Genomic DNA, 26,296 nt, shown 5'->3' on the forward strand with positions numbered 1-26,296 from the left:
GCCGCGTCTATTCCGAATTAATTATCAGGAAGGTATTACTATGTCTTTATCCCGTGAAGCGATTGTTGACCAGTTAAAAGAAATCGTCGGTTCCGATCGCGTGATCACCGATGAAACCGTTTTAAAGCGCAACAGTATTGACCGCTTTCGTAAATATGCCGATATCCACGGCGTCTTTACGCTGCCGCTGCCCGCCGCGGTCGTCAAGCTAGGCTCCACCGAACAGGTTTCAAGCGTGCTGTCCTTTATGAACCAGCATAAGATCAACGGGGTTCCGCGTACCGGCGCCTCGGCGACCGAAGGCGGCCTCGAAACCGTCGTGGAAAATTCCGTGGTGCTGGACGGCGCCGGGATGAACCAAATCCTGAACATTGATATCGAAAATATGCAGGCAACCGCGCAGTGCGGCGTGCCGCTGGAAATTCTCGAAAACGCGCTGCGGGCAAAAGGCTACACCACCGGGCACTCGCCGCAGTCCAAGCCGCTGGCGCAGATGGGGGGTCTGGTGGCAACCCGCAGCATCGGCCAGTTTTCCACGCTCTACGGGGCGATCGAAGATATGGTGGTCGGGCTGGAGGCCGTGCTGCCCGACGGCACCGTCACCCGCATCAAAAACGTTCCGCGCCGCGCCGCCGGGCCGGATATTCGCCATATCATCATCGGCAACGAAGGTGCGCTGTGCTATATCACCGAAGTGACGGTGAAAATCTTCAGGTTCACGCCGGAAAATAACCTGTTCTACGGCTACGTGCTGGACGATATGAAGGTGGGCTTCAGCATCCTGCGCGAGGTCATGGTGGAAGGCTATCGTCCGTCGATCGCCCGCCTGTACGATGCCGAGGATGGCACCCAGCACTTTACCCATTTTGCCGATGGCAAATGCGTGCTGATCTTTATGGCCGAAGGCAATCCGCTGATAGCGAAAGCCACCGGCGAAGGGATTGCGCAGGTCGTTGCGCGCTATCCGCAGTGCCGGCGTGTAGACAGCAAGCTGATTGAAACCTGGTTTAACCATCTCAACTGGGGCCCGGAAAAGGTGGCCGCCGAACGCGTGCAGATCCTCAAAACCGGCAACATGGGCTTTACCACCGAGGTATCGGGCTGCTGGAGCTGCATCAATGAGATCTACGAAAGCGTTCTCAACCGCATCCGCACCGAGTTCCCGCACGCCGACGACATCACCATGCTGGGCGGCCACTCTTCTCATAGCTATATGAACGGCACCAACATGTACTTCGTCTACGACTACAACGTGGTGGACTGCAAGCCGGAGGAGGAGATTGATAAGTACCACAACCCGCTCAACAAGATCATTTGCGAAGAGACCATTCGCCTCGGCGGCTCGATGGTGCATCACCACGGGATTGGTAAACACCGCGTTCACTGGAGCAAGCTGGAGCACGGCAGCGCGTGGCCGCTGCTGGAAGGGCTGAAGAAGCAGTTTGATCCAAACGGTATCATGAATACCGGGACGATTTACCCGATTGAAAAATAAGAGCGATAGCCAAAATAATTCGGCTCGCCTGCGGGTCCTTAAAGCGCCCATCCCCTGGAGCAACGATTGCGATGTGACAGGAGAAAGCAAACGCAGCAGGCGGCTTGAAGTATGAGGGCTATATACGGCTTCTCAACCGGGAAGCCGTTTTTGCCGGACCATGAAGGGGGAGAAATGAACGCTTCACCGGTGCGAATGGACGACCTGCCGCTTAACGGCTTTCACTGCCGTATTGCCGCACTAACCTTTGGCGCGCATCTGGTTGACGGCTACGTCCTCGGCGTCATCGGTTACGCCATTATCCAGCTGACTCCCGCCATGCGCCTGACGCCTTTTATGGCCGGGATGATCGGCGGGGCGGCGCTGCTTGGCCTGTTTATCGGCAGCCTGATCCTCGGGTGGGTCTCGGATCATATTGGCCGGCAGAAGATTTTCAACCTCAGCTTTGTCCTGATTACCGTCGCCTCTTTTCTACAGTTTTTTGCCACCACGCCTGAACAGCTCATTGGCCTGCGGATCCTCATAGGCATTGGCCTGGGCGGGGATTACTCCGTGGGCCATACGCTGCTCGCCGAATTCGCGCCGCGCCGACATAGAGGCATTCTGCTCGGCGCGTTTAGCGTGGTGTGGACCATCGGTTACGTTCTGGCAAGCCTCGCCGGGCACCATTTTATTAGCGAAAACCCGGAGGCCTGGCGCTGGCTGCTGGCCTCGTCCGCGCTGCCGGCCCTGCTCATCACGCTGCTGCGCTGGGGGACGCCGGAGTCTCCGCGCTGGCTGTTGCGCCAGGGCCGCTTCGCCGAGGCCCATGCCGTGGTGCGCCGCTGTTTCGGCCCGCACGTGCTGCTCGGCGATGAGGTGGTGGCGGCAACCAATAAACGCATCGGAACGCTATTTTCACCGCGCTACTGGCGGCGAACGGCGTTTAACAGCATCTTCTTCGTCTGCCTGGTGATCCCGTGGTTCGTTATCTATACCTGGCTGCCCACCATCGCGGAAACCATCGGTCTTGAAGATGCGCTCACCGCCAGCCTGCTGCTGAATGCGCTGCTGATCGTTGGCGCGCTGCTGGGCCTGGTATTAACCCATCTGCTGGCCCACCGTCATTTTCTGCTCGGCAGCTTTCTGCTGCTGGCGGCGACGCTAATCGTTATGGCCTGCCTGCCGGCGGGCAGCCACTGGACGCTGCTGCTTTTTATCTTATTCAGCACCACGATTTCGGCGGTCAGCAACCTGGTGGGGATTTTACCGGCGGAAAGCTTTCCGACGGATATCCGCTCGCTGGGCGTTGGCTTCGCAACCGCCATGAGCCGGCTTGGCGCCGCCATCAGCACCGGCCTGCTGCCCTGGACCCTGGCGCAGTGGGGGATGACGGTTACCCTTTTGCTATTGGCCGGCGTACTGCTGATCGGCTTTGTGGTGACCTGGCTGTGGGCCCCGGAAACCAAAGCGCTGCCGCTGGCCGCTGCCGGAAGCGGCGATAAAAGACAAGGAGGAGCGAATGAACGTTCTGTTGGCGTTTAAGCCGGAGCCGGACGCCGGCATGCTGGCGGAAAAGGACTGGCAGGCCGCCGCGCTGGATACCCGCGGGCCGGATGTTTCACTATTGCGCAGCGCCATCGGCGCCGATGAGCAGGCCGCCGCCGCGCTGCTGCTGGCTCAGCGCAATGCGGGCTGCGAGATGACCCTGAGCGCATTAAGCATTGGCGACGAGCGCGCGCTGCACTGGCTGCGCTACTTTGCCGCGCTGGGCTTTGATCAGCGGGTGCTGCTGGAGACGGCAGCGGATCTGCGCTTTGCGCCCTCGTTTATCGCCGGACAGATTGCCGGCTGGCAGCGCAGCCGCGGCGGGGAGCTGATCGTGACCGGCTGTCAGAGCAGCGAGGGGCAAAATGGCCAGACGCCGTTTCTGCTGGCGGAAATGCTCGGCTGGCCCTGTTTCACCCAGGTTGAACGCTTTACGCTCGAACCGCCTTTTGTCGTTGTCGAGCAGCGCACGGACGCCGGCATCCGCCGCTGCCGGGTGCGGCTACCGGCGGTGATTGCCGTCAGGCAGTGCGGCGAAGTGGCGCTCCCGGTACCCGGCATGCGCCAGCGCCTGGCGGCGGCAAAGGCGGACATCGTGCGCCAGGCGGCGACCGCTGAGGCGACGCCTGACGTTCAGTGCCTGCGCCTGATGCGCCCGGCTCCGCGGCGCGCGGCCGTTATCGTTGAAGGCGCGACGGCGCAGGAGAAAGCCAGGACGCTGTGGGAGAACTATTTATGCCAGAGGATGCGGCCATGAAGATGGCGATAGTGATGGCGGCCGGCGACAGCGCCGCGATAGGCGGGTGGCTGGCGGCAAACGATCTTGCTGCGGCGGATCTCGAGCGCTGGACGCCAGACGCCGGGGCGGAGGTTGCCGGGCAGCTTCTGGATGCGCTGGTCGCTCAGTGGCGGCAGACGCCGGTGGATATAGTGCTGTTCCCGGCGGGCGCGCTGGCCGATGAGCTGGCCACGCGGCTGGCCTGGCGCCTGCGGGGATGCAGCGTGTGCCAGGTGCAATCGCTGAACGCGGCGGAAGGCTGGGTGACGAAGCCTCATTGGGGCAACGCGCTGACGGCCACGCTGGAGGTGAGCACCCGGCCGCTGTGCCTCTCCCTGGTGCGCCAGCCCGGGGGGAAGGCGGACGGGGATTTCCCTTGCGGCCTGCCGGAGCGCCGTATCGTCTCCGCGGCGCAGCCCGAGTGGCTGACGGAGATTGAGCGCGTAGAGCGCGCGGGCGCGCACCCTTTAGCCACGGCGGAGCGGGTGCTGGTTGTCGGGCAGGGCGGAGAGGAGGCCGATGCGGGAAGCATCGCGGCGCTTGCGCAAAAACTGGGCGCGGAAGCGGGCTACAGCCGCGCGCGGGTGATGAACGGCGGTCATGACGCCGATCGCCTGGTGGGGATATCCGGCCATCTTCTGGCCCCGGATATCTGCATTGTGGCGGGCGCATCGGGGGCGGCGGCGCTGATGGCGGGAGTGCGCGACAGCCGGTTTATCGTGGCGATTAATCATGACGCCAGCGCGCCGGTATTTTCTCAAGCGGACGTCGGCATCGTGGATGACTGGCTACCGGTGCTTGAAGCACTGGCAGCCAGCGCGCACGATTAATTAAGCTGTTTCGCTAATTTCCAGACGCCGGTGTTGGTGGTCGACAGGGCCGCCACGCCGGCTTTCATCGCATTACGCGCATCCTCTTCGTCGCAGACCAGGCCGCCGGCAATCAGCGGCTGGTGAATCTTCTCCGTCACCCATCCCAGCACTTTTGGCATACAGCCCGGCAGGATTTCAATACAGTCCGGGTTGGACTGCGCCACCTGCTTGTCGATATTGTGAAAGGAAATGGAGTCGACGATAAACAGGCGATGAATGCAGAAAAAGCCTTCCGCCCTGGCCGCTTTTAGCATCGGCGCTTTGGTACTGATGATGCCGTCCGCTTCGGTCACCAGCTTCAAAAACTGAATCACCACCTCTTTATTCGACGCCCCCTCCAGCAGGTCTACATGAATAAATGCGTATTTCCCGGCGTTTTTGATTTTCTTTACGATGTTGCTGATGGTGCAGATATTGCCGTACAGCACGGAAATAAACTGGCACTCGGAATCGATGGCTAACTGCAGGCTGGCGTTATCTTTGACGGCCGCGATGACCGGATTTTGTCGTAGCAGGTGTAACAGAGGCATGGTGTGTCCTTCGTATTTTTCTCGTCATCATTCAGGCTGCGAATGCGCTAGCCTTCCTGCAGCCTGAATTATTTAGCGCCGTTTTATTAGCCAAAACGGAATGTAATACCAAATCCAGAGTCAGGATAGCGCCATTCTTTCAGCGTTGCCTCATCGCATAATAGCCGGCAGGTGCCGCACTCCAGGCATCCCCGGTAGTCGACCTGCACGCCGCCTTCCGCCGTTCGCGAAAAAAGCCCGGCGGGACAGGAGGCAATGAGCCGTTCGACGACTTCCCGGTCGGGCGCAGCCGTCGGGACAATATGCGGGTCGGCGGCGGGGCGCCAGACGTTACGTGCTACAGACATCGTAAGCTCCGGACAAGATCGCCTGCCAGATGACGCAGGCCGTGACGGCGAAGATGACGCCAGACTATCTGACGCAGCGGCGGGACGGGGCCTTCGCCCTGCTGCCAGAGTTCGCGGGAGATATCGTCCATCAGCGCGGGCCAGCGGCGATACCAGCCGGGGCGCTGCAGCAGCGCGGGAACGTGCCGGTAACGCTGGAGCACCTCCCACAGCAGGCTGCGCTCGATCTCCTGATGGTATTGCGCAAACAGATTTTGCGGCGCGTCGTGCCGGCAGGCGTGGATTAACGTTTGCGCCGCCGCCTGGGCGCCGATTAAGGCCATGTCCATTCCGCGCACGGTGAAGCCGGTATTGACGCAGGTGCGCAGCGCGTCGCCGACCAGCAGCCAGCCATCCCCGGCATACCGCGCCGGCATGCCGTGCAGGCCGCCTTCAGGTACCAGATGCGCGCCGTATTCCAGCGTTTCGCTGCCCTGCAGCAGAGGGCGCAGGGCCGGGTGCGATTTAAGCCGGTCCAGCAGCCCGGAGGCAGGCGTCGCCCCTTTTCCCAGCGAGGAGAGCGGGCAGACGATACCGAATGAGAGCGTCTCCTGATTGGTATAAAGGAACGCGCCGCCGGGTAAATCGCCGCAGACTCCGCCGGTGAATATCATGGCGGAGCCCTCGTTGCCCTCGAGGCGGAAACGATCTTCCAGCGTCTTGCGCTCCATCGCCAGCACCGCTTTGATCCCCAGCGCCATGGCGGTTGGGGACGGGCGCGGGAGTAAACCGTGACGCTCCGCCAGCTCGCTGTTGGCCCCTTCCGCCAGCACCACGTAGCGAGCGCGCAGCGTTTCGTTGTCGCAAATGACCCCGCAAACCCGGCCGTTTTCACGATGCAGCGCCGTGACCGTCGTACCGGTAATGCACTGGACGCCTTCGCCTTCGGCCTGGCTAACCAGCCACGGATCGAAACGGGCGCGCAGTAAACTCCAGGAGTCGCCGCCGGGCTGCAGGCTGGAATAGGTTGTGGCGCCATAGTCGGTCAGCAGGGTCAGGTTTTCCTGGGTGATACGGCGTTCAAGCGGGGCGGATTGTTGAAAATGAGGGAGAAGTTCGGCGAGAGCGCGGCAATACAGGCGCCCGCCGGAGAGATTTTTGCTGCCGGGAAGTTCGCCGCGTTCGAGCAGCAGGACCGAAAGTCCTGCCCGCGCGCAGCGTAGAGCACAGGCGGTGCCGGCTATCCCTGCACCGATGATAATAATATCAAAATCGTCAGCCATATTGCGCCCCAGATACCGAGAACGTCTAGGCTAACATGGCGTTATCTAAGGAATATTGACCATCGACACAAAGGCTTTAATCACTCGCCGCGATAGATGCAGCCCGCCGTGCAGGTCTCTTTAATCATCACCGCGCTCAGCAGCGGTACAACGGGCTTAACCTGTTGCCAAATCCAGCGCGACAGCACTTCGCTGGTCGGGTTTTCCAGCCCTGGAATATCGTTCAGATAGTAGTGATCCAGGCGATCGTAGGTCGGCTTAAAGGCGGCCTTCAGCTCGGAAAAATCCATGATCCAACCCGTATGCGGATCGACTTCGCCGGTAATCTCCAGACGCACCATAAAAGAGTGACCGTGCAGGCGACCGCACTTATGACCTTCCGGTACGTGGGGCAGGCGGTGGGCGGCTTCGAAGATAAAATCTTTAAACAGGGTGGTGGACATCTTTTACTCTCAATAAGACAAAAAAACCGCCGTAGGGTACCGGAAAGCACATTTTTTAGCATTAACTAAAACGGCCCTGAGCGGAAAATCGCCACATTCACCGAACTGGCGCATATTATCTCTTTATATTTCATGTGGTTATTTAATCGATTTTGTTGTTAATAACTATAGGTAAAACAGGTTAGTCCATTTGGTTATTTGTTATTTCCATCCCTTATTTAATTGTTACTATCTGCGCCGTTAACCTTACATTCTCTTCTGTTTTTGCCGCGCTGACAGGGTGCGAATAACAGCTTTGCTTACTGGAACATAACGACGCATGACGACACAGGTCCCACCTTCCAATTTGCTCCCGCTCAACCCGGAGCAAATGGCGCGCCTGCAGGCGGCCACGACAGACTTCACTCCGACCCAGCTTGCCTGGGTTTCCGGCTATTTTTGGGGCGTGCTGAATCAGCATCCCGGCGCGGTGGCTGCCGCTCCGGCCCCGGCTGCGGAAGTCCCGAGCATTACGCTGCTTTCCGCCTCGCAAACCGGCAACGCCCGCCGCGTGGCAGAAGCGCTGCGTGACGACCTTCAGGCAGCGCAGCTGAACGTCAAGCTGGTTAACGCAGGCGACTATAAATTCAAACAAATAGCCTCCGAAAAACTGCTGATCGTCGTGACCTCAACCCAGGGCGAAGGTGAGCCGCCGGAAGAAGCCGTCGCGCTGCATAAATTCCTGCTCTCGAAAAAAGCGCCGAAGCTCGAAGGCACCGCCTTTGCGGTCTTTGGCCTGGGCGATACCTCCTACGAATTCTTCTGCCAGTCGGGTAAAGACTTCGACAGCAGGCTGGCCGAGCTGGGCGGGGAGCGCCTGCTCGATCGCGTTGACTCCGACGTTGAATATCAGGGCGCCGCGGCGGAATGGCGCACCCGCGTGGTCGAGGTGCTGAAAGCCCGCGCCCCGGCGGCGACGCCGGCTCAGCTGGCGACAAGCGGCGCGGTCAATGACATTCACACCAGCCCCTATACCAAAGAAGCGCCGCTGACCGCGACGCTTTCGGTAAACCAAAAAATTACCGGTCGCGATTCGGGAAAAGACGTGCGCCACGTTGAAATCGATCTTGGCGACTCCGGCCTGCGCTATCAGCCCGGCGATGCGCTGGGCGTCTGGTATCAGAACGATCCGGCGCTGGTCAACGAGCTGGCCGAACTGCTGTGGCTGAAGGGCGACGAGCCGGTTAGCGTAGACGGCAAGACGCTGCCGCTGGCCGAAGCGCTGACGTGGCACTTTGAGCTGACGGTGAACACCGCCAACATCGTGGAGAACTATGCCACCCTAACGCGCAGCGAAACGCTGCTGCCGCTGGTGGGCGATAAAGCGCAGCTGCAGCACTACGCCGCTACCACGCCGATCGTCGATATGGTGCGCTTCTCTCCGGCGCAGCTGGATGCCCAGGCGCTGATTGACCTGCTGCGCCCGCTCACGCCGCGCCTGTACTCGATTGCCTCGTCGCAGGCGGAAACGGAAAACGAAGTTCACGTGACCGTCGGCGTTGTGCGCTATGAGATCGAAGGCCGCGCGCGCGCCGGCGGCGCTTCCAGCTTCCTTGCCGATCGCGTGGAAGAAGATGGCGAAGTCCGCGTCTTTATCGAACACAATGATAACTTCCGCCTGCCTGCTAATCCGCAGACGCCGGTCATCATGATTGGCCCGGGTACCGGCATTGCGCCATTCCGCGCATTTATGCAGCAGCGCGCGGCGGAAGGCGCCGAGGGCAAGAACTGGCTGTTCTTCGGCAACCCGCACTTTACGGAAGATTTCCTTTACCAGGTTGAATGGCAAAGCTACGTCAAAGAGGGCGTACTGAGCCGCATCGATCTGGCCTGGTCCCGCGATCAACAACAAAAAGTCTACGTTCAGGACAAGCTGCGCGAGCAGGGGGCCGAACTGTGGCGCTGGATTAATGACGGCGCCCATATTTATGTCTGCGGCGACGCCAATCGCATGGCGAAAGACGTTGAGCGGACGCTGCTGGAAGTGATTGCCGAATTTGGCGCGATGGACGCCGAAGCGGCGGACGAATTTTTAAGTGAGCTGCGCGTTGAGCGCCGTTATCAGCGAGATGTCTACTAATGAGCGAAAAACATCCAGGACCGCTGGTGGTCGAAGGTAAACTGACCGACGCCGAGCGTATGAAGGTAGAGAGCAACTACCTGCGCGGCACCATCGCAGAAGACTTAAACGACCCCCTCACCGGCGGCTTTAGGGGCGATAACTTCCTGCTGATCCGCTTTCACGGCATGTATCAGCAGGATGACCGCGACATCCGCGCCGAACGCGCGGCGCAGAAGCTGGAGCCGCGTCACGCGATGCTGCTCCGCTGCCGCCTGCCGGGCGGGGTGATCACCACCAAACAGTGGCAGGCGATTGATAAGTTTGCCGCCGATAACACCATCTACGGCAGCATTCGTCTGACCAACCGTCAGACCTTCCAGTTCCACGGCATTCTGAAGAAGAACGTCAAGCCGGTGCACCAGATGCTGCACTCGGTGGGGCTGGACGCGCTGGCGACGGCCAACGATATGAACCGTAACGTGCTGTGCACCTCTAACCCGAACGAGTCTCAGCTGCATGCTGAAGCCTACGAGTGGGCGAAAAAGATCTCCGAGCACCTGCTGCCGCGCACCCGCGCCTACGCCGAGATCTGGCTCGATCAGAAGAAGGTGGCCACCACCGACGAAGAGCCGATCCTTGGCCAGACCTATCTGCCGCGTAAGTTCAAAACCACCGTGGTTATTCCGCCGCAGAACGATATCGATCTGCACGCCAACGACATGAACTTCGTGGCGATTGCCGAAAACGGCAAGCTGGTGGGCTTTAACCTGCTGGTGGGCGGCGGTCTGTCCATTGAGCACGGCAACAAGAAAACCTACGCGCGCACCGCCAGCGAATTCGGCTACCTGCCGCTTGAGCACACTTTGGCCGTGGCGGAAGCGGTGGTCACGACCCAGCGCGACTGGGGCAACCGTACCGACCGCAAAAATGCAAAAACGAAATACACCCTGGAACGCGTCGGCGTTGAGACCTTTAAAGCCGAAGTTGAGCGCCGCGCCGGCATTAAGTTTGAGCCGATCCGCGCCTACGAGTTTACCGGTCGCGGCGATCGGATTGGCTGGGTGAAAGGTATCGACAATAACTGGTACCTGACGCTGTTTATTGAAAACGGCCGTATCCTTGATTATCCGGGGCGTCCGCTGAAAACGGGTCTGCTGAAGATTGCTAAGATCCATAAAGGCGAGTTCCGTATTACGGCGAACCAAAACCTGATTATTGCCGGCGTGCCGGAAGATCAGAAGGCGAAGATCGAGAAGCTGGCTCGCGACCACGGGCTGATGAATAGCGTCACCCCGCAGCGTGAAAACTCGATGGCCTGCGTCTCTTTCCCGACCTGCCCGCTGGCGATGGCCGAAGCAGAGCGCTTCCTGCCGTCATTTATTGATAAGGTGGACGGCGTGATGAGCAAGTACGGCGTGGGCGAGGAGCATATCGTCACCCGCGTGACCGGCTGCCCGAACGGCTGCGGCCGCGCCCTGCTGGCGGAGGTTGGCCTGATCGGTAAAGCGCCGGGCCGTTACAACCTGCACCTTGGCGGCAACCGCAGCGGAACGCGCATTCCGCGCATGTATCGCGAAAATATTACCGAGTCGGAAATTCTCGATTCGATAGACGAACTGGTCGGGCGCTGGGCGAAAGAGCGCGAAGCGGGTGAAGGCTTCGGCGACTTTACGGTGCGTGCGGGTATCGTGCGCCCGGTGCTCGATCCAGCCCGTGATTTCTGGGAATAAAGGTCTTTATCCACGCCTGACTATCCCCTCTCCGTTGACGGGAAGGGGATAAGGTGAAGGGAAAATAACGAGGTAACTATGTCCGTACTCGATCTCAACGCGCTAAATGAACTGCCGAAAGTTGAACGCGTACTGCAGCTGGCAGAAACCAACGCGCAGCTGGAGAAGCTCAGCGCCGAAGAACGCGTGGCGTGGGCGCTGGAAAACCTGCCCGGCGACTACGCGCTCTCCTCAAGCTTTGGTATTCAGGCGGCGGTTAGCCTGCATCTGGTTAACCAGATCCGTCCGGATATTCCGGTGATCCTTACCGATACCGGCTACCTGTTCCCGGAAACCTATCAGTTTATTGATGAGCTTACCGATAAGCTGCAGCTGAATCTGAAGGTTTATCGGGCGCAGACCAGCCCGGCCTGGCAGGAAGCCCGCTACGGCAAGCTGTGGGAGCAGGGCGTTGAGGGCATTGAGAAATACAATGACATCAACAAGGTTGAGCCGATGAACCGCGCCCTGCAGGAGCTGAACACCCGTACCTGGTTTGCCGGCCTGCGCCGCGAACAGTCCGGTAGCCGGGCAACGCTGCCGGTGCTGGCGATTCAGCGCGGGGTATTTAAGGTGCTGCCGATTATCGACTGGGATAACCGCACCGTTTATCAGTACCTGCAGAAGCACGGCCTGAAATACCATCCGCTGTGGGATCAGGGTTACCTTTCAGTGGGGGATACCCACACTACCCGCAAATGGGAGCCGGGGATGGCGGAAGAAGAGACGCGCTTCTTCGGCCTGAAGCGCGAGTGCGGACTGCACGAGGGTTAGGTCTCGATCGCCTTTGTTTTAAAGACGTTTGCTTTAAACACACTGAGTTTTAAAAAAAGCCCTCGTGCTTCACGCTGAGGGCTTTTTCGTGCAACCCGCAGCAGCAAGCGCCAGCTAGCCGCGCTTATCGGCCTTCGCCAGCTCTTTCACCAGCGGCAGCATCACCTTGATGACGTCGCGGCTGCGCCGCTCGATGCGGCCGGGGAGCGCTTTGTCGATATGCTGCTGATTATCCAGCTGCACGTTGTGCCAGCTTGAGCCGTCAGGGAAGGCGGGGGATTTTGCACGCTGCTGGAAGCCATCTTTCTTACCGAGCGACCAGTTGGTAGCCTCCACCGACAGCACCGGGATCCCGGCGCTATCAAAAACGCTGGCGTCGTTACAGCAGCCGGTGCCCTGCGGATAGTCGCGGTTCAGCCCCGGGTTGCTGAAGGCGGCAACGCCTTTGCTACGCGCGATGGCCAGCGCCCGGTCGCGGGTCAGCTTGCGAATCGCCGCCGGCGTGCTGCGGCCGCTATTAAAATAGAGCTTGTCGCCGACCACCAGATTATCGAGGTTGATCACCAGCAGGGTGTTTTTCTTCTCCGCATCGCTCATCCGCTGCAGCAGATTCTGCGCCCCGAGGCGCCCCTCCTCTTCACCGCTGGACGCGATAAAGCGAATGCCGTAGTGGGTAGGCACGTTCTTGAGACGCTCGGCCAGCTCCAGCATCACGCCAAGGCCAAGGGCGTTGTCGTCGATCCCCTGCAGGGTCAGGCCGCCGAGGTTCTTTTCCACGTCGCTATCGCTCATCGGGGCGTAGGTATCAAGGTGCGCCATGATGATGATCTGCTGGCGCGCCTTGCCCTCGTGGGCGGCAATCACCGTGCTGCCGGTGACGTTTTGCCAGTTCTGCCGCTGGTTTTTGGTGGTGTAGATATAGCGGGTATGAAAGCTGCGAATATCGCTCTGGTAGCCCATCTGCGCGAACTGCTGACGCAGGTAGTCCGCCGACAGCATCTCTGCTGGCGATCCGGTCATTCTTCCGGGGAAAACGGTGGCGATATGGCGAGCCTGCGTATTGGCGGTTTCGCCCATAGCGCTATAAGCCGGGGCGGAGAAGACAAAACCTGCGCCAAGCGCCAGTGGAAGCAGGCGGCGGCACAACGCGGAAAACATATGAGGGTCCTTACGGGAACATAACAATTTGACCCGCTTAGTATGAAACTGTGACCGAGGTTAAACAATTTCATTTGCTCTTAAATAGCGGAAAAGTCGCATGTTAAGCACTTTTTGATCTTAGCTTTCCCAGGTCGTTATTCCTTTGAGTAACAACTCATTCCATTTCGTAATTTCATTTGCTCTAAGTGGCACCCTATAGTCGCACTATGACTGATTGTAAGTGAGCTGTTGCATCGTGGACTATTTGCCCTTATTTGCCGAATTAAAAGCGCGGCCGGTGCTGGTTATCGGCGGCGGTGAGATTGCCGCGCGCAAGATAATGTTTCTGCGTCGGGCGGGGGCGAAGGTGCAGGTTGTGGCCGCTGCGCTGTCCGATGAGCTTGCTGAACAGGTCGAACGCCAGGAGATCGCGTGGCGCGCGCAGGAGTTTCAGGAACAGCAGATCGACGACGTTTTCCTGGTGATTGCCGCCACCGAAGACGACGCGCTGAACCAGCGGGTTTCCGCCGCGGCGAACGCCCGCTTTCGCCTGGTTAACGTGGTGGATAACCAGTCGCTTTGCTCGGTGGTCTTCCCCTCCATTGTCGATCGCTCCCCGCTGCTGGTGGCGATCTTTTCCGGCGGATCGGCGCCGGTACTGTCGCGGCTGATCCGCGAAAAAATTGAAGCCCTGCTGCCGACCAACCTCGGACGCGTTGCCGAAGCGGCAAGCTACTGGCGGCATCATATTAAAACGCATCTCACCACCACCGCGGCGCGACGTCGTTTCTGGGAGCGCGTTTTCAACGGCCGCTTTGCCAGCCTGATGATTGCCGGAAATAAAGCCGCTGCGGATAAGGCGCTGGAGGATGAGCTTCATCAGCCGGAAAAGCGGTCGGGTGAAATCATCCTTGTCGGTGCCGGGCCGGGTGATGCCGGACTCCTTACCCTGCGCGGTCTGCAGGCGGTGCAGCGGGCGGACGTGGTGTTTTACGACCATCTGGTGACGCCGGAGATCCGCGAGCTGGTACGCCGTGATGCGGAGATGATCTGCGTCGGTAAACGCGCCGGAGAGTATTCAGTACCGCAGCATGAGACGAATCGGATGCTGGTCGAGGCGGCGAAAGAGGGCAAAACGGTGGTGCGCCTGAAGGGCGGCGATCCGTTTATTTTCGGCCGCGGCGGCGAGGAGCTGCAGGCGGCAGAGGCGGCGGGGATCTCCTTTCAGGTTGTTCCCGGCGTGACCGCAGCGGCGGGCGCGACGGCGTACGCCGGGATCCCGCTGACCCACCGCGATTACGCGCAGAGCGTGACCTTCGTCACCGGCCACTACAAGGCGGATAGCGCGGCGCTCGACTGGGCGCTGCTGGCGCAGAGCCGGCAAACGCTGGCTATCTACATGGGCACGATGAAGGCGGCAGAAATTAGCGCGCAGCTGATCGCGCACGGACGCGACAGAAACACGCCGGTGGCGGTTATCTCCCGCGGCACGCGCGCCGATCAGCAAACGACGACCGGCACGTTAGAACAACTGGAACACCTGGCGAAAGATGCCCCAATGCCGGCACTGCTGGTGGTGGGTGAAGTGGTGCAGCTCCATCAGCAGCTCGCCTGGTTTCAACACACAACGAACGCAGAGGGCTTTGACTCTTCTGTGGTCAATCTGGCTTAGGCCCGGTGCAACAGGCCTTATAAGGAACGGTAATGGACCAAAAACGACTCACTCACCTGCGACAACTGGAGGCGGAAAGCATCCATATCATTCGCGAGGTGGCCGCCGAATTCTCCAATCCGGTGATGATGTACTCCATCGGTAAAGATTCCAGCGTGATGCTGCACCTGGCGCGTAAAGCGTTTTATCCGGGAACCCTGCCGTTCCCGCTGCTGCACGTGGATACCGGCTGGAAATTCCGTGAGATGTACGAGTTCCGTGACCGTACCGCGAAGGCCTACGGCTGCGAGCTGCTGGTGCACAAAAACCCGGAAGGGGTGGCGATGGGCATTAACCCGTTTGTCCACGGCAGCGCCAAGCATACCGATATCATGAAGACCGAAGGCCTCAAGCAGGCGCTGAACAAATACGGCTTCGACGCCGCGTTCGGCGGCGCCCGCCGCGATGAAGAGAAGTCTCGCGCCAAAGAGCGCATCTACTCGTTCCGCGACCGCTTCCACCGCTGGGATCCGAAAAACCAGCGCCCTGAACTGTGGCACAACTACAACGGCCAGATTAACAAAGGCGAAAGCATCCGCGTGTTCCCGCTCTCTAACTGGACCGAGCTGGATATCTGGCAGTACATCTATCTGGAAAATATCGAAATCGTGCCGCTGTACCTGGCGGCAGAGCGCCCGGTTCTCGAGCGTGACGGCATGCTGATGATGATCGATGACGACCGCATCGACCTGCAGCCGGGCGAGGTTATCAAACAGCAGATGGTGCGTTTTCGTACCCTCGGCTGCTGGCCGCTGACCGGCGCGGTGGAGTCCAACGCGCAAACGCTGCCGGAAATTATTGAAGAGATGCTGGTCTCCACGACCAGCGAACGTCAGGGTCGCATGATTGACCGCGACCAGGCAGGCTCGATGGAGCTGAAGAAACGTCAGGGGTATTTCTAAGGAGCCGCCATGAATACGACAATTGCACAACAAATTGCTGATGAAGGCGGCGTTGAAGCCTACCTGCACGCGCAGCAGAATAAAAGCCTGCTGCGTTTCCTGACCTGCGGCAGCGTTGATGACGGCAAAAGCACGCTGATTGGCCGCCTGCTGCACGATACCCGCCAGATCTATGAAGATCAGCTCTCATCGCTGCACAACGATAGCAAGCGTCACGGAACCCAGGGCGAGAAGCTGGATCTGGCCCTGCTGGTGGATGGCCTGCAGGCGGAACGCGAGCAGGGCATCACCATCGACGTGGCCTACCGCTATTTCTCTACCGAAAAGCGCAAGTTTATTATTGCCGATACGCCGGGGCACGAGCAGTACACCCGCAATATGGCGACCGGCGCCTCGACCTGCGATCTGGCGATCCTGCTGATTGACGCGCGCAAAGGCGTGCTGGATCAGACCCGTCGTCACAGCTTTATTTCGACGCTGCTGGGGATTAAAAACCTGGTGGTGGCGGTGAATAAAATGGACCTCGTGGCGTTCAGCGAAGAGCGATTCAATCAGATTCGCGAAGAGTATCTGACCTTTGCCGAACAGCTGCCTGGCGACCTCGATATTCGCTTCGTGCCGCTTTCCGCGCTGGAAGGGGATAACGTTGCCAGCCAGAGCGACAAGATGGGCTGGTACAGCGGCCCGACGCTGCTGGAAGTGCTGGAAACCGTAGAGATCCATCGTCAGGTCGAAAGCCAGCCGCTGCGTTTCCCGGTGCAGTTTGTTAACCGTCCAAACCTCGATTTCCGCGGCTTCTCCGGCACCGTAGCCTCCGGCACCGTGGCGGTCGGCCAGCGTCTGAAGGTGCTGCCTTCGGGCGTGGAATCCAGCGTGGCGCGCATCGTGACCTTTGACGGCGACCTGCTGGAAGCCGGCGCCGGGGAAGCGATCACCATCGTGCTGAAGGATGAGATTGATATCAGCCGCGGCGACCTGCTGGTCGATGCGCAGGTATCCCTGCCGGCCGTGCAGAGCGCCAGCATTGACGTGGTGTGGATGGCTGAACAGGCGCTCTCTCCGGGCCAGAGCTTTGATATCAAAATTGCCGGCAAGAAAACCCGCGCCCGCGTGGACGGCATTCGCTACCAGGTTGATATTAACAATCTGACCCAGCGGGAAGTGGAATCGCTGCCGCTTAACGGCATCGGCCTCGTGGATTTGACCTTTGACGAGCCGCTGGTGCTGGACAAATACCAGAACAACCCGGTGACCGGGGGGCTTATTTTTATCGACCGCCTGTCGAACGTGACCGTCGGCGCCGGCATGGTGCGCGAACCGCAGGAGCACGCTCAGGCGTCCGCTTCGTCGTTCAGCGCGTTCGAGCTGGAGCTCAACCAGCTTATCCGTAAGCATTTCCCGCACTGGGACGCTCGCGATCTGCTGGGAGGCAAGTAATGGCGCAGCATGACGAAAACGTCGTCTGGCACGCCCATCCGGTCACTCAGCAGCAGCGCGAGCAGCGCCACGGCCATCGCGGCGTGGTGCTGTGGTTTACCGGGCTCTCCGGTTCCGGTAAATCGACCGTTGCCGGCGCGCTGGAGGAGGCGCTCCAGCAAGCCGGCGTCAGCACCTATCTGCTGGACGGCGATAACGTTCGCCACGGCCTGTGCAGCGATTTGGGCTTTAGCGACGACGATCGCAAAGAGAACATCCGCCGCGTGGGTGAAGTGGCTAAGCTGATGGTTGAGGCCGGACTGGTGGTCCTGACGGCCTTTATCTCCCCGCACCGCGCCGAACGGCAGACGGTGCGCGAGCGGCTGGGGGAAGGGCGCTTTATCGAAGTGTTCGTCGATACGCCGCTGGCCATCTGCGAGGCGCGAGATCCGAAAGGGCTGTACAAGAAGGCGCGCGCCGGCGAATTACGCAATTTCACCGGGATTGACTCCGTGTATGAAGCGCCGGAAAAGGCGGAAATTCATCTGGATGGTGAACAATTGGTAACAAATTTGGTGCACCAACTATTAGACCTGCTCAGACAGCGAGATATTATCAGATCCTGAAACGGTGGCGGCACTGAGATGCTGGTCGCCCGGTGAACAGGATTCGATATGCGTAATACCCAGAACCTCAGTATGATTCGTTCAGAACCACCTCCGGTGGCGAATGACGAGACCACCTGGTCTTTGTCAGGCGCCGCCGTGGGATTTATCTCATGGCTGCTGGCGCTGGGTATCCCCTTTCTCATCTATGGCAGCAATACGCTGTTTTTTCTTCTCTACACCTGGCCGTTCTTCCTTGCACTGATGCCGGTTGCCGTGGTGGTCGGTATTGCGCTGCATTCGTTGTTGAATGGCAAACTCCTCTACAGCTCATGCGCGACGATTTTAACCATCGGACTGATGTTCGGCCTGCTGTTCCTCTGGCTGCTGGGATAGTCTTTTTGGCGTATGAATCAAGCCTGGGTATCGACGACAAAAATGTGGTACAGTCCCCGCGTTACGCGGCATCGTCCGCGCGTCGGAGTAAAACGCTCGGGCGAGTTATCGGATGATGATGCCGTTTTTCAGGGGGCAGGATGGGTAAATTAACGCTGCTATTATTGGCTTTGCTGGTCTGGCTACAGTACTCGCTGTGGTTCGGTAAAAATGGTCTGCATGACTATAGTCGGGTTAATGACGATGTCTCCGCTCAGCAGGACACTAACGGTAAACTAAAAGCGCGCAACGATCAGCTGTTTGCGGAAATCGATGACCTCAACGGCGGTCAGGAAGCTATCGAAGAACGCGCGCGCAACGAGCTAAGTATGACCCGCCCGGGTGAAACGTTTTATCGTCTGGTCCCGGATGCGTCTAAGCGCAATCAGGGTTCGGCGCAGAATAATCGATAAATAAGCCCAGGATTACGACATGGCAGCCACTTTTCCGGGCGTTTGCGCCGTGGTGCCGGCGGCCGGTTTTGGCCGTCGTATGCAAACGGAATGCCCGAAACAATATCTCTCAATCGGTAACAAAACGATTCTCGAACACGCGGTCGCCGCGCTGCTGACCAACGCCTGCGTCCAGCGCGTGGTGATTGCCGTCAGCCCCGGCGATGTCCGCTTTAGCCAGCTGCCGCTGGCCTCCCATCCGCAGATTACCGTCGTTGACGGCGGCAGCGAACGCGCCGACTCCGTGCTTGCTGGCCTGCAGGCGCTGCCCGATGCGCAGTGGGTGCTGGTGCATGACGCCGCGCGCCCGTGCCTGCATCAGGACGATCTCACCCGCCTGCTGGCGCTGCGCGAAACCAGCCGCGTTGGCGGCATCCTGGCGGCACCGGTCCGCGATACCATGAAGCGCGCTGAACCCGGCAAGGTCGCCATTGCCCATACCGTCGATCGCAACGACCTGTGGCATGCGCTGACGCCGCAGTTTTTCCCGCGTGAATTACTCTTTAACTGCCTGACGCGTGCGCTCAACGAAGGCGCAACCATCACCGACGAAGCGTCGGCGCTGGAGTACTGCGGCTTCCATCCCGAACTGGTAGCCGGACGCGCTGATAATATTAAAGTGACGCGCCCGGAAGACCTGGCGCTGGCAGAATTTTACCTTACCCGTTCCCGACACCAGGAGAAGGCTTAATGCGAATTGGACATGGTTTTGACGTACACGCTTTTGGCGGTGAAGGCCCAATCATTATTGGCGGGGTGCGCGTTCCTTACGAGAAGGGGCTGCTGGCCCACTCCGATGGCGACGTTGCGCTGCATGCGCTGACCGATGCCCTGCTGGGCGCGGCGGCGCTGGGGGACATCGGTAAGCTGTTCCCGGACACCGATCCTGCCTTCAAAGGCGCCGACAGCCGCGCGCTGCTGCGCGAAGCCTGGCGCCGGATTCAGGCGAAAGGCTATACCCTCGGCAACGTTGACGTCACCATCATTGCCCAGGCGCCGAAAATGCTGCCGCATATTCCGCAGATGCGCGTTTTCATCGCCGAAGATCTTGGCTGCCATATGGACGACGTCAACGTGAAGGCGACGACCACCGAAAAGCTCGGCTTTACCGGGCGCGGCGAAGGCATTGCCTGTGAAGCGGTGGCGCTGCTGCGTAAGGCGGCGCAATGATCGCCTTCAACGAACTCACCTGGCTGCACGGAAAACCGCAGGGGCAGGGGCTGCTGAAAGCCAGCCCGGAAGACTTCGTGGTGGTAGAAGACCTCGGCTTTGAGCCCGACGGCGAAGGCGAGCACGTGCTGGTGCGGATCCTCAAAAAGGAGTGCAACACGCGCTTTGTCGCGGACGCGCTGGCAAAATTCCTTAAAATCCATGCCCGGGAAGTCAGCTTTGCCGGGCAGAAGGACAAGCACGCGGTAACCGAACAGTGGCTCTGCGCCCGGGTGCCGGGTAAAGAGATGCCCGACCTCAGCAAGTTTCAGCTCGAGGGCTGCCAGGTGCTGGAGTACGCGCGCCATAAGCGCAAGCTGCGCCTTGGGGCGCTGAAGGGCAATCAGTTCACCCTGATCCTGCGCGAAGTTAGCCACCGCGATGATGTCGAGCAGCGCCTGCAGGCCATCGCCGGCGGCGGCGTGCCGAACTATTTTGGTGCCCAGCGCTTTGGGATTGGCGGCAGCAACCTGCTGGGCGCGCTGCGCTGGGCGGAGAGCGGAGCCCCGGTGCGCGATCGAAATAAACGCAGTTTTTGGCTCTCGGCGGCGCGTAGCGGCTTGTTTAATCAGCAGGTCAGTATTAGATTAAAAAAAACAGAATTTAATCAGGTTGTTGATGGCGATGCGCTACAATTAGCGGGGCGCGGCAGCTGGTTTGTCGCTGCGCCTGAAGAGCTGGCGGAACTGCAGGGGCGGGTTAATAACCGCGAGCTGCTGATTACCGCTGCGCTGCCGGGTAGCGGCGACTGGGGCAGCCAACGCGATGCGCTGGCCGCCGAGCAGGCGGCGGTGGCCGAAGAGACGCAGCTTCAGGCGCTGCTGGTGCGTGAAAAAGTAGAGGCGGCACGCCGGGCGATGCTGCTCTATCCGCAGCAGATGCGCTGGAACTGGTGGGATGACGTCACCGTTGAACTGCGTTTCTGGCTGCCAGCGGGCAGCTTCGCCACCAGCGTGGTAAGGGAACTTATCAATACAACGGGTGACTATGCGAATATTGCTGAGTAACGATGACGGGATTCATGCGCCGGGCATTCAGACCCTGGCGAAGGCCTTACGGGAATTCGCTGAGGTCCAGGTTGTCGCACCCGATCGTAACCGCAGCGGCGCATCGAACTCCCTGACGCTGGAGTCTTCACTACGTACCTTCACCTTTGACAATGGCGATATCGCCGTCCAGATGGGCACGCCCACGGACTGCGTCTATCTCGGCGTTAACGCCCTGATGCGCCCTCGTCCGGATATCGTGGTCTCCGGTATTAACGCCGGGCCGAATCTTGGCGATGACGTTATCTACTCCGGTACCGTTGCCGCGGCGATGGAGGGTCGTCACCTTGGCTTTCCGGCGCTGGCCGTTTCGCTAAACGGCCATCAGCATTACGCCACCGCGGCGGCCATCACCTGCACCATTCTGCGCGCGCTCAGCCGCGAGCCGCTGCGCACCGGGCGCATTCTCAATATCAACGTCCCCGATCTGCCCCTTGAGCAGATTAAAGGCATCCGCGTGACCCGCTGCGGCAGCCGCCATCCGGCCGATCAGGTTATCCCGCAAAAAGATCCGCGCGGCAATACCCTGTACTGGATTGGCCCGCCGGGCGAGAAGCACGATGCCGGGCCCGATACCGACTTTGCGGCGGTAGATGAAGGCTACGTTTCGGTGACGCCGCTGCACGTTGATTTAACCGCCCACCAGGCCCATGAAGTGGTCACCGACTGGCTCGATCGCGTCGGAGTAGACAGCCAATGGTAAGCAAACGTGTTGAAAGCCTGCTGAATCAGCTCCGCACTCAGGGCATCGTTGACGAGCGCGTGCTCGAAGCGATTTCGCTGGTACCGCGGGAAAAGTTTGTCGATGAGGCCTTCGAACATAAGGCGTGGGAAAACACCGCGCTGCCGATTGGCCAGGGGCAAACCATTTCGCAGCCCTACATGGTGGCGCGGATGACGGAGCTTCTGACGCTGACGCCGGAGTCGCGGGTGCTGGAAATTGGCACCGGCTCGGGCTATCAGACGGCGATCCTGGCGCAGCTGGTGCATCACGTCTGTTCGGTCGAGCGAATTAAGAGCCTGCAGTGGCAGGCGAGGCGTCGCCTTAAACAACTTGATTTACATAATGTTTCAACCCGTCACGGCGATGGATGGCAGGGTTGGAAGGCGCGAGCACCTTTTGATGCGATTATCGTCACCGCCGCGCCGCCGGAAATTCCGCCGGCCCTGCTGGCGCAGCTGGATGAAGGTGGCGTGCTGGTTTTACCGGTAGGTGAAGAGCATCAGTTTCTGAAACGGATCCGTCGTCGCGGCAATGAGTTTGTCATTGATACCGTCGAAGCCGTTCGCTTCGTTCCCCTGGTACAAGGGGAGCTGGCGTGAGACCCGGATTATTCCAGGTTTTTTTTGCCTGATTTTAGGCGTAGGGTGGACACATTTTCAGTGTCCTGGCCGGGCGTTTCCCGGTAAGCAAGATATTGGTAGTTAACCTATTCCTGGGGGATAAATGAGCGCGGGAAGCCCAAAATTTACCTTAAGCCGTATTGCGGCACTATCGCTGGTTTCACTCTGGCTGGCAGGCTGTTCGAATACGAATAATCCGCCTGCGCCGGTCAGTTCGGCGGGAGGAGCCTCCTCCTCCGGAACCAGCTCCGGGATGCTGATTACCCCGCCGGCGAAAACGGGCGTTACCGCCGTGCCTCAGGTGCAGCCGGTTCAGAGCCAGCCGACCCAAATTCAGCCGATGGCCCAGCAGCCGGTAGCCCAGCAGCCGGTGCAGACCATGAACGGCAAGATCGTTTATAACCGCAAATATGGCGATATTCCGAAAGGCAGCTATACCGGCGGCAGCAGCTACACCGTCAAACGCGGCGACACGCTGTTCTATATTGCCTGGGTGACCGGCAACGATTTCCGCGACCTTGCTGAGCGCAATAATATCCCGGCACCGTACGGCCTGAACGTCGGCCAGACGCTGCAGGTCGGCAACTCCGCGGGCCAGCCAATCACCGGCGATAACGCCGTTGCTCAGGCCAGCGCTCGGGCCAGCGGAGGTGCGACGGCGGCCGCACATCCTGCACAAAAATCAACCGCAGTGGTTGCGTCACAACCAACTATTACGTATTCTGAATCCTCAGGTGAACAGAATGCTAATAAGATGTTGCCGAACAATAAGCCAGCAACGACGGTCGTTGCGCCGGTTACGGCTCCAGCTATTAGCAGCAACCAACCGACTGCAAGCAGCACGTCAACCAGTTCGCCGATCTCTTCATGGCGCTGGCCGACTGATGGCAAGGTTATCGAGAACTTTAGCGGCGCCGAGGGCGGTAATAAAGGCATCGACATTGCAGGCAGTAAAGGACAGGCTATCGTCGCGACCGCTGATGGACGCGTCGTCTATGCCGGTAACGCACTGCGCGGTTACGGTAATCTTATTATCATCAAACACAACGATGATTACCTGAGTGCCTACGCTCATAACGATACCATGCTGGTCCGGGAGCAACAGGAAATTAAAGCGGGGCAGAAAATCGCTACCATGGGTAGCACCGGAACCAGCTCGACAAGATTACATTTTGAAATTCGTTACAAGGGGAAATCCGTCAACCCGCTGCAGTATTTACCGCAGCGATAATTTGGCGAAGTACGCATAAGCATAACGTCAGTTAAAAGGCGCCGGGGCGGTGAACGCCGCTCTGCATTGGGGCTAAAAAGCTGTCCTGGCGACGTTTGAATGATATTTAGCGAAGGTGCTTTGCTCAGGGATCACGGGTAGGAGCCATCTTTATGAGTCAGAATACGCTGAAAGTTCATGATTTAAATGAAGACGCGGAATTTGATGAGAACGGAGTTGAGGTTTTCGACGAGAAAGCCTTAGTAGAAGAGGAACCCAGTGATAGCGATCTGGCCGAGGAGGATCTCCTGTCGCAAGGCGCAACGCAACGCGTGCTTGATGCGACACAGCTCTATCTTGGTGAGATTGGTTATTCCCCGCTGCTGACGGCTGAAGAAGAGGTCTACTTCGCCCGACGCGCGTTGCGTGGTGATGTCGCTTCACGCCGCCGGATGATAGAAAGTAACCTGCGTCTGGTGGTAAAAATTGCCCGTCGTTATAGCAATCGTGGTCTGGCGCTGCTGGATCTGATTGAAGAGGGCAACCTGGGGCTGATCCGCGCGGTTGAAAAGTTTGACCCGGAACGTGGGTTCCGTTTTTCAACTTATGCAACCTGGTGGATTCGTCAAACGATTGAACGGGCGATTATGAACCAAACCCGTACCATTCGTTTACCTATCCATATTGTGAAAGAGCTGAACGTTTATCTGCGTACCGCGCGCGAGTTGTCCCATAAGCTGGACCACGAGCCGAGTGCGGAAGAGATTGCCGAGCAGCTGGATAAGCCGGTTGATGACGTTAGCCGTATGCTGCGTCTGAACGAGCGCATCACCTCGGTGGATACGCCGCTGGGCGGTGATTCGGAAAAAGCGCTGCTGGATATTCTGGCCGATGAAAAAGATAACGGCCCGGAAGACACCACGCAGGACGATGATATGAAACAAAGCATCGTCAAATGGCTGTTCGAACTGAACGCCAAGCAGCGTGAAGTCCTGGCGCGTCGTTTTGGCCTGCTGGGCTATGAAGCCGCTACGCTTGAAGATGTAGGTCGTGAAATTGGCCTGACCCGCGAACGCGTGCGTCAGATCCAGGTTGAAGGCCTGCGCCGCCTGCGGGAAATCCTGCAGGGTCAGGGGCTGAACATCGAAGCGCTATTCCGCGAATAAGACATTTTTCTTAAAAAAGGCCCGATCCTTCGATTGGGCCTTTTCTTTTTCTGGCCTGCCTTGCTCTACCCCTGCCAGGTCTCCTGCAGGTGGCGCCACAAAATCCGCTCATCCTCCTGCCTGAACACCACCGTTGACCAGCGCACCGTCGGCGCCTGTCCGGGAAGGGTCTGCGTTTCCCGATAGAGAACCGCCGCGCCGTCGTGCCAGCGGGCAAGCTCCGTAAGGCTATCAATGGCGATGGTCAGGCCCGCGCGGCTGCCGCCGGCCTGCTGGAAAAAATCGCTGACCGTTGGCTGGTCCATACGGGCGCCGCCGGTGGTGAGCAGCGTAAAATCCGGGGTAAAACGGGCCATTAACGCCTCCGCGCTTCCTTCCTTGCGGCCTAACCACCTTTCAATAACTACGTGGGCATTAAGAACTTCCTCAAAATATGCGCTCATTTCTTCTCCATTTTGCTATGCAGGCGCAGGATCAGCGCCCGGTTGTCGAATCGCAGGCAGCTCAGCAGGGGGATAAGGGTTACCCCGGCTGCGGTAATAAACACCCCGCGCCACGCCAGCGCGGCGGGGTAGTAGTGGAGCAGGACGCTGAGCAGCGTCGCCAGCAGCGCCGCGCCGGCTAAAAAGCTGAGCTGGCGGTTGATATTCCACAGCGCGCTGGCGTCCGGCAGGTGATGATTGGCGATATTCAAAAAGGCGCTGCTTTGTGCCGTACTGCTGCACAGGCTGCCGCCCGCGCCCATCAGGGTGAAGGCGCTTATCAGGGCGACCGCCGGGGTCTGCGGGCCTACGCCGATCAGCAGCAGGATCCCCGCTGCCTGAAGCAGGCATCCGCTGATAATAAACGGCCGGGGGCCGAAGCGATTGTAGTATCTGCCGGTCAGCGTTATCGCCACAAACGATGCCAGCGACCACGGCAGCATCAGCGATCCGACGGCGGAGGGCGACATGCCGGTGAGGGTCTGCAGGTAAAACAGGCCGACCACGTTGATGCCAATAAACGTGCCGGGGACGCAGAGATAAATCAGCATCGCGAAGCGCAGCAGCGGGTCGGCCAGCAGCGGCAGGTGTAAAAAGCGTCTCGGACGCGTCGCCTTCGCCTCTTTTTCAAGCCAGCAGGCGGCCAGGATAAGCGTCAGAAAGGCGGCGGGCAGGCTGGCAAAGAAAACCCATCGCCAGCTGAAGGTCTGCACCAGCAGCCCGCCAAGCGCCGGAGAGCAGGCGGGAGCCAGCAGCCCGACCAGCATCACCGCGGCGGAGAGCTTTGCCCGCTCGTGGCTCTGAAAGTACTGCCAGGTCATCGCCTGACCAACGGGAATTAATAGCCCGCCGCCCATCCCCTGCAGCGCGCGCCAGAAAACCAGCGCGCTCAGCGACTCCGCTATTCCGGATCCCAGCGCCGCCGCGCTGAACAGCAGCAGCGACAGCAGAAAAACGCGGCGGGTGCCAAACCGCTGCGCAAGCCAGGCGCTGAAGGGGATCACCAGCGTGAGCCCGGCAATATAGCCGTTGCTGACCCAGGTGAGTTCCCCCACGGAGGCGTTAAGCGCCCGGCTCATGTCGGGAAAGGCAACGCTGGCGATGAACATATTGATTAAGTCGAGAAAAAAACCGAGCAGAAAAACGGTGGCAACCTTGCTGCGATACGTCATGGCGATCTCCGGTAAAGAAGGTCGCTACTCTAAACCCCTGCGTCGGGGGGATAAACGCGGCGAAGCGGGATATACTGTCTGATAATTTTTGACAATAAGCTGAATTAG

The 26,296-nt window shown here is 59.4% G+C and carries 28 protein-coding genes; 20 read left to right on the forward strand and 8 right to left on the reverse strand.

Going from position 1 to position 26,296, the window contains the following annotated elements:
• Positions 1-40: 40 nt before the first annotated feature.
• The 4 genes from MMW58_RS05650 (at position 41) to MMW58_RS05665 (ending at position 4,630) form a co-directional block, all read left to right on the forward strand.
• On the forward strand, positions 41-1,495 hold the full coding sequence (locus tag MMW58_RS05650; RefSeq protein WP_133600403.1) for an FAD-binding oxidoreductase: 1,455 nt from the start codon (positions 41-43) through the stop codon (positions 1,493-1,495).
• Between the two features lie 111 nt (positions 1,496-1,606).
• Positions 1,607-3,019, forward strand: a complete 1,413-nt coding sequence (locus tag MMW58_RS05655; RefSeq protein ID WP_241722884.1) for an MFS transporter — start codon at positions 1,607-1,609, stop codon at positions 3,017-3,019.
• Positions 2,997-3,779, forward strand: a complete 783-nt coding sequence (locus MMW58_RS05660; protein ID WP_241722885.1) for an adenine nucleotide alpha hydrolase family protein — start codon at positions 2,997-2,999, stop codon at positions 3,777-3,779. Before MMW58_RS05655 ends, MMW58_RS05660 begins: the two co-directional genes overlap by 23 nt.
• Entirely contained in the window at positions 3,776-4,630 is an 855-nt protein-coding gene (locus MMW58_RS05665; protein ID WP_241722886.1) for an electron transfer flavoprotein subunit alpha/FixB family protein, read from the forward strand. Before MMW58_RS05660 ends, MMW58_RS05665 begins: the two co-directional genes overlap by 4 nt.
• Here MMW58_RS05665 and MMW58_RS05670 read toward each other — a convergent pair.
• From MMW58_RS05670 to queD, 4 genes are all read right to left on the reverse strand, one after another.
• Positions 4,627-5,202: a glycerol-3-phosphate responsive antiterminator gene (locus tag MMW58_RS05670; protein WP_041146964.1), complete on the reverse strand. Its 576-nt coding sequence runs from the start codon at positions 5,200-5,202 to the stop codon at positions 4,627-4,629. The genes MMW58_RS05665 and MMW58_RS05670 overlap by 4 nt on opposite strands.
• A gap of 86 nt (positions 5,203-5,288) precedes the next feature.
• Complete coding sequence (locus MMW58_RS05675) at positions 5,289-5,549, reverse strand: ferredoxin family protein (RefSeq protein WP_133600399.1); 261 nt, start codon at positions 5,547-5,549, stop codon at positions 5,289-5,291.
• Positions 5,540-6,811, reverse strand: a complete 1,272-nt coding sequence (locus MMW58_RS05680; RefSeq protein ID WP_241722887.1) for an FAD-dependent oxidoreductase — start codon at positions 6,809-6,811, stop codon at positions 5,540-5,542. Before MMW58_RS05680 ends, MMW58_RS05675 begins: the two co-directional genes overlap by 10 nt.
• A gap of 80 nt (positions 6,812-6,891) precedes the next feature.
• Positions 6,892-7,254, reverse strand: a complete 363-nt coding sequence (gene queD, locus MMW58_RS05685; RefSeq protein WP_133600397.1) for a 6-carboxytetrahydropterin synthase QueD — start codon at positions 7,252-7,254, stop codon at positions 6,892-6,894.
• A gap of 319 nt (positions 7,255-7,573) precedes the next feature.
• On the opposite strand from queD, the gene cysJ reads away from it, so the two are divergent.
• The 3 genes from cysJ to cysH all read left to right on the forward strand — a co-directional run bounded on the left by cysJ (position 7,574) and on the right by cysH (position 11,898).
• On the forward strand, positions 7,574-9,373 hold the full coding sequence (gene cysJ / locus MMW58_RS05690) for an NADPH-dependent assimilatory sulfite reductase flavoprotein subunit (RefSeq protein WP_241722888.1): 1,800 nt from the start codon (positions 7,574-7,576) through the stop codon (positions 9,371-9,373).
• Complete coding sequence (cysI, locus tag MMW58_RS05695; protein ID WP_241722889.1) at positions 9,373-11,085, forward strand: assimilatory sulfite reductase (NADPH) hemoprotein subunit; 1,713 nt, start codon at positions 9,373-9,375, stop codon at positions 11,083-11,085. Before cysJ ends, cysI begins: the two co-directional genes overlap by 1 nt.
• Before the next feature lie 78 nt (positions 11,086-11,163).
• Positions 11,164-11,898, forward strand: coding sequence for a phosphoadenosine phosphosulfate reductase (cysH, locus tag MMW58_RS05700; protein ID WP_095098579.1), 735 nt, complete (start codon positions 11,164-11,166; stop codon positions 11,896-11,898).
• A 114-nt stretch (positions 11,899-12,012) separates the two neighbouring features.
• Here cysH and MMW58_RS05705 read toward each other — a convergent pair whose 3' ends face one another.
• Positions 12,013-13,056 carry an aminopeptidase gene (locus tag MMW58_RS05705; RefSeq protein ID WP_241722890.1) on the reverse strand — a complete coding sequence of 348 codons (1,044 nt, stop codon included), beginning with the start codon at positions 13,054-13,056 and terminating at the stop codon, positions 12,013-12,015.
• A 247-nt stretch (positions 13,057-13,303) separates the two neighbouring features.
• Between MMW58_RS05705 and cysG the strand changes: the two genes are divergently transcribed.
• From cysG to MMW58_RS05760, 11 genes are all read left to right on the forward strand, one after another.
• Positions 13,304-14,710: a siroheme synthase CysG gene (gene cysG / locus MMW58_RS05710; RefSeq protein ID WP_241723693.1), complete on the forward strand. Its 1,407-nt coding sequence runs from the start codon at positions 13,304-13,306 to the stop codon at positions 14,708-14,710.
• Positions 14,711-14,742: 32 nt separating this feature from the next.
• A complete protein-coding gene (cysD, locus tag MMW58_RS05715) occupies positions 14,743-15,651 on the forward strand; it encodes a sulfate adenylyltransferase subunit CysD (RefSeq protein ID WP_041146949.1) in 909 nt (302 codons plus the stop codon).
• Positions 15,652-15,660: 9 nt separating this feature from the next.
• Entirely contained in the window at positions 15,661-17,088 is a 1,428-nt protein-coding gene (cysN, locus tag MMW58_RS05720; protein WP_159236160.1) for a sulfate adenylyltransferase subunit CysN, read from the forward strand.
• Positions 17,088-17,693 (forward strand): adenylyl-sulfate kinase, encoded by a 606-nt coding sequence (gene cysC, locus MMW58_RS05725; protein WP_133600386.1) that lies wholly within the window; start codon positions 17,088-17,090, stop codon positions 17,691-17,693. The genes cysN and cysC overlap by 1 nt, the downstream gene beginning before the upstream one ends.
• 48 nt (positions 17,694-17,741) lie before the next feature.
• Complete coding sequence (locus tag MMW58_RS05730) at positions 17,742-18,068, forward strand: DUF3561 family protein (protein WP_041146946.1); 327 nt, start codon at positions 17,742-17,744, stop codon at positions 18,066-18,068.
• Between the two features lie 140 nt (positions 18,069-18,208).
• Positions 18,209-18,520 (forward strand): cell division protein FtsB, encoded by a 312-nt coding sequence (ftsB, locus tag MMW58_RS05735; RefSeq protein ID WP_045857570.1) that lies wholly within the window; start codon positions 18,209-18,211, stop codon positions 18,518-18,520.
• Between the two features lie 19 nt (positions 18,521-18,539).
• The gene (gene ispD, locus MMW58_RS05740) at positions 18,540-19,250 is read left to right on the forward strand and encodes a 2-C-methyl-D-erythritol 4-phosphate cytidylyltransferase (protein ID WP_115192025.1); all 711 of its coding nucleotides are present in this window, start codon (positions 18,540-18,542) and stop codon (positions 19,248-19,250) included.
• Positions 19,250-19,729, forward strand: a complete 480-nt coding sequence (gene ispF, locus MMW58_RS05745) for a 2-C-methyl-D-erythritol 2,4-cyclodiphosphate synthase (RefSeq protein ID WP_041146943.1) — start codon at positions 19,250-19,252, stop codon at positions 19,727-19,729. Before ispD ends, ispF begins: the two co-directional genes overlap by 1 nt.
• Positions 19,726-20,775: a tRNA pseudouridine(13) synthase TruD gene (gene truD / locus MMW58_RS05750; protein WP_133600385.1), complete on the forward strand. Its 1,050-nt coding sequence runs from the start codon at positions 19,726-19,728 to the stop codon at positions 20,773-20,775. Before ispF ends, truD begins: the two co-directional genes overlap by 4 nt.
• Positions 20,756-21,517: a 5'/3'-nucleotidase SurE gene (gene surE, locus MMW58_RS05755; RefSeq protein ID WP_041146941.1), complete on the forward strand. Its 762-nt coding sequence runs from the start codon at positions 20,756-20,758 to the stop codon at positions 21,515-21,517. Before truD ends, surE begins: the two co-directional genes overlap by 20 nt.
• Positions 21,511-22,137: a protein-L-isoaspartate(D-aspartate) O-methyltransferase gene (locus MMW58_RS05760; RefSeq protein ID WP_041146940.1), complete on the forward strand. Its 627-nt coding sequence runs from the start codon at positions 21,511-21,513 to the stop codon at positions 22,135-22,137. Before surE ends, MMW58_RS05760 begins: the two co-directional genes overlap by 7 nt.
• A gap of 102 nt (positions 22,138-22,239) precedes the next feature.
• On the opposite strand, the gene MMW58_RS05765 is transcribed toward MMW58_RS05760, so the two are convergent.
• Positions 22,240-22,371, reverse strand: a complete 132-nt coding sequence (locus MMW58_RS05765; RefSeq protein ID WP_241723694.1) for a peptidase — start codon at positions 22,369-22,371, stop codon at positions 22,240-22,242.
• On the opposite strand from MMW58_RS05765, the gene nlpD reads away from it, so the two are divergent.
• Positions 22,313-23,389 carry a murein hydrolase activator NlpD gene (gene nlpD / locus MMW58_RS05770; RefSeq protein ID WP_241723695.1) on the forward strand — a complete coding sequence of 359 codons (1,077 nt, stop codon included), beginning with the start codon at positions 22,313-22,315 and terminating at the stop codon, positions 23,387-23,389. The genes MMW58_RS05765 and nlpD overlap by 59 nt on opposite strands.
• 152 nt (positions 23,390-23,541) lie before the next feature.
• Entirely contained in the window at positions 23,542-24,534 is a 993-nt protein-coding gene (rpoS, locus tag MMW58_RS05775; protein ID WP_004866938.1) for an RNA polymerase sigma factor RpoS, read from the forward strand.
• Between the two features lie 65 nt (positions 24,535-24,599).
• Here rpoS and MMW58_RS05780 read toward each other — a convergent pair whose 3' ends face one another.
• Both MMW58_RS05780 and MMW58_RS05785 read right to left on the reverse strand, forming a co-directional pair.
• Positions 24,600-24,977, reverse strand: coding sequence for a DUF4440 domain-containing protein (locus MMW58_RS05780; RefSeq protein WP_133600381.1), 378 nt, complete (start codon positions 24,975-24,977; stop codon positions 24,600-24,602).
• Positions 24,974-26,188, reverse strand: coding sequence for an MFS transporter (locus MMW58_RS05785; RefSeq protein ID WP_241722891.1), 1,215 nt, complete (start codon positions 26,186-26,188; stop codon positions 24,974-24,976). The genes MMW58_RS05780 and MMW58_RS05785 overlap by 4 nt, the downstream gene beginning before the upstream one ends.
• Positions 26,189-26,296: the final 108 nt, after the last annotated feature.

This window comes from Klebsiella sp. HC6 (assembly GCF_022605325.1).
Classification (GTDB): domain Bacteria; phylum Pseudomonadota; class Gammaproteobacteria; order Enterobacterales; family Enterobacteriaceae; genus Klebsiella; species Klebsiella terrigena.

Excerpts from the sequence above, each read along its gene's own strand:
- cysJ (WP_241722888.1), top strand. The coding sequence starts at position 7,574 with ATGACGACACAGGTCCCACCTTCCAATTTGCTCCCGCTCAACCCGGAG.
- MMW58_RS05655 (WP_241722884.1), top strand. The coding sequence starts at position 1,607 with ATGAGGGCTATATACGGCTTCTCAACCGGGAAGCCGTTTTTGCCGGAC.
- cysN (WP_159236160.1), top strand. The coding sequence starts at position 15,661 with ATGAATACGACAATTGCACAACAAATTGCTGATGAAGGCGGCGTTGAA.
- MMW58_RS05785 (WP_241722891.1), bottom strand. The coding sequence starts at position 26,188 with ATGACGTATCGCAGCAAGGTTGCCACCGTTTTTCTGCTCGGTTTTTTT.
- ispD (WP_115192025.1), top strand. The coding sequence starts at position 18,540 with ATGGCAGCCACTTTTCCGGGCGTTTGCGCCGTGGTGCCGGCGGCCGGT.
- queD (WP_133600397.1), bottom strand. The coding sequence starts at position 7,254 with ATGTCCACCACCCTGTTTAAAGATTTTATCTTCGAAGCCGCCCACCGC.
- cysD (WP_041146949.1), top strand. The coding sequence starts at position 14,743 with ATGGACCAAAAACGACTCACTCACCTGCGACAACTGGAGGCGGAAAGC.
- ispF (WP_041146943.1), top strand. The coding sequence starts at position 19,250 with ATGCGAATTGGACATGGTTTTGACGTACACGCTTTTGGCGGTGAAGGC.
- MMW58_RS05780 (WP_133600381.1), bottom strand. The coding sequence starts at position 24,977 with ATGAGCGCATATTTTGAGGAAGTTCTTAATGCCCACGTAGTTATTGAA.
- MMW58_RS05760 (WP_041146940.1), top strand. The coding sequence starts at position 21,511 with ATGGTAAGCAAACGTGTTGAAAGCCTGCTGAATCAGCTCCGCACTCAG.
- rpoS (WP_004866938.1), top strand. The coding sequence starts at position 23,542 with ATGAGTCAGAATACGCTGAAAGTTCATGATTTAAATGAAGACGCGGAA.
- MMW58_RS05730 (WP_041146946.1), top strand. The coding sequence starts at position 17,742 with ATGCGTAATACCCAGAACCTCAGTATGATTCGTTCAGAACCACCTCCG.
- MMW58_RS05675 (WP_133600399.1), bottom strand. The coding sequence starts at position 5,549 with ATGTCTGTAGCACGTAACGTCTGGCGCCCCGCCGCCGACCCGCATATT.
- ftsB (WP_045857570.1), top strand. The coding sequence starts at position 18,209 with ATGGGTAAATTAACGCTGCTATTATTGGCTTTGCTGGTCTGGCTACAG.
- surE (WP_041146941.1), top strand. The coding sequence starts at position 20,756 with ATGCGAATATTGCTGAGTAACGATGACGGGATTCATGCGCCGGGCATT.
- cysC (WP_133600386.1), top strand. The coding sequence starts at position 17,088 with ATGGCGCAGCATGACGAAAACGTCGTCTGGCACGCCCATCCGGTCACT.
- MMW58_RS05660 (WP_241722885.1), top strand. The coding sequence starts at position 2,997 with ATGAACGTTCTGTTGGCGTTTAAGCCGGAGCCGGACGCCGGCATGCTG.
- truD (WP_133600385.1), top strand. The coding sequence starts at position 19,726 with ATGATCGCCTTCAACGAACTCACCTGGCTGCACGGAAAACCGCAGGGG.
- cysI (WP_241722889.1), top strand. The coding sequence starts at position 9,373 with ATGAGCGAAAAACATCCAGGACCGCTGGTGGTCGAAGGTAAACTGACC.
- cysH (WP_095098579.1), top strand. The coding sequence starts at position 11,164 with ATGTCCGTACTCGATCTCAACGCGCTAAATGAACTGCCGAAAGTTGAA.
- MMW58_RS05665 (WP_241722886.1), top strand. The coding sequence starts at position 3,776 with ATGAAGATGGCGATAGTGATGGCGGCCGGCGACAGCGCCGCGATAGGC.
- MMW58_RS05650 (WP_133600403.1), top strand. The coding sequence starts at position 41 with ATGTCTTTATCCCGTGAAGCGATTGTTGACCAGTTAAAAGAAATCGTC.
- MMW58_RS05705 (WP_241722890.1), bottom strand. The coding sequence starts at position 13,056 with ATGTTTTCCGCGTTGTGCCGCCGCCTGCTTCCACTGGCGCTTGGCGCA.
- MMW58_RS05680 (WP_241722887.1), bottom strand. The coding sequence starts at position 6,811 with ATGGCTGACGATTTTGATATTATTATCATCGGTGCAGGGATAGCCGGC.
- MMW58_RS05670 (WP_041146964.1), bottom strand. The coding sequence starts at position 5,202 with ATGCCTCTGTTACACCTGCTACGACAAAATCCGGTCATCGCGGCCGTC.